Raw genomic sequence first — 1,497 nt, 5'->3', positions numbered from 1 at the left:
CTCGACTCCCACGGTACCGGCACGTCGCGCGCGCGGCGAGCTGGCGTCGCGGTTCCGATCTCGGCCGCGACGACCGAGACCTGAGCGCCGGGCTGCCGATCGAGTGTGCTATGCTCTGCCAATAGTCCTACCGACCGGCTCTGGTTGGGCTGGGCAGCCCGATCGGCGCCTCGAAGGCCGAAGTATGCTGCGATCTCGCTTGAATCCGACCGCTTCGCCTGCACCGACGCCGGTCTCAGTCGAGGCTGAGGGATACAAATTCCTAAGTGCAACGGCCGTGCCAGCCTGCTCGCGGCTTCGGCCCTCGCTAGCGGTCCGTAGCAGGCCAGACTGCGCGCAGGGACTTCGGCCGATATCGGCAAGGCCGCAGCGTCTTGGCCTAGCGCGGGTACCGCGCCGTCGGGCCGAGCGACCGGCTGAGCCAAGGCGCCTCGGCCTGTCCTCGGTCAACGCCTCCGGACTCGCAGGCTTGCGGCTACCGCAGTGCCTGCCCGGCGGCCTCGTACAACTCGCTTCCATCTGAACTCGTGGAACGGTGTTGCACGACGGGAGACTACCGGTTCGGAGTTCAGATAGAAGCTTTTTAGTTCGGCGGCAAGGGCGAGGCGCCCGTGAACCAGATGCCAGCCCGCGAAACAGATGCTAGAGTTTGACAAGTGGAAGCGTGTCGAGGATCGCAACATCCTCGCGCTCGAGAGCGTTACTAGGCTTCATAACGTGCTGGATCCGACAGAGCCGAGGAACATGATCTTCGGCTTCCACTACTACTACAGAGGAGGCCAGGGTTGCACGAACGTTGCTTCGCGGTCGCCAGATGAAGTGCTCCAGGAGGTCGAAGCGAGCATGTCAGGCGACCACTTTACGCTCTATTCTTTGGCTGAAGTTGCACACTTGGCCGAGATGAAGGTTCCGGTCCGTCGGTCCGATCCGCATTCCGCGAAGGAACTTGTCGCGGCTGTCCGTAAACGCTCAAGGGAGACGGAGCTAGTAATCGTCTTCGACATTGCCAATCCAGAGATCGATGTGGTCTACGATATCGACGATCGCGAAGCGAGCGAGTGCTACCTTGAGTGGCTCCCGTGGAGCGGTGGCGATGTCTACGTGTTCCGAATGGATGTGCTTGACGAAGGTAGGGATGGCTCTGTTGTCTCTTCCGTTTCTCCCCCAAGCGACAGCCCACGCGTACATGCTCTCTTGGACGCGAAGCGACCTTCTCCAGATGGTCGTACACCCAGCAGTGGCAGCTATTGAAGAACGCTATGCCATCATGAAGCACCGCCGAACCAGGCACTCCAGTGGCCGCCACCCACGTGGCGCACTTCGTGGTATGGTAGTCTGGACGCTGGCCGTTACCAGGAGCCCAGTCGGTCATCTCCGTCGGTTGGCGCCACTGAGTTCACTCGTTCGGCGGCTCGGATCTTCTAGACTGAAAGGAATGTGAAGGTGTGCCAGCTCCTCAAGCTGTCGAGCGCAATGGGCCGCCGGGACAGCGAGACG

Annotated in this window: 1 protein-coding gene; it reads left to right on the top strand. The window is 61.6% G+C overall.

Annotated features, from left to right (window positions below):
* Positions 1-639 precede the first annotated feature (639 nt).
* Positions 640-1,251 carry a hypothetical protein gene (locus tag GY725_02430; protein ID MCP4003031.1) on the top strand — a complete coding sequence of 204 codons (612 nt, stop codon included), beginning with the start codon at positions 640-642 and terminating at the stop codon, positions 1,249-1,251.
* Positions 1,252-1,497 lie beyond the last annotated feature (246 nt).

This window comes from bacterium, from assembly GCA_024226335.1.
Classification (GTDB): Bacteria; Myxococcota_A; UBA9160; order SZUA-336; family SZUA-336; genus JAAELY01.
This window is presented reverse-complemented; position numbering and strand designations above follow the sequence as displayed.

Coding starts and splice junctions, on each gene's coding strand:
- GY725_02430 (MCP4003031.1), top strand. CDS start 640: ATGCTAGAGTTTGACAAGTGGAAGCGTGTCGAGGATCGCAACATCCTC.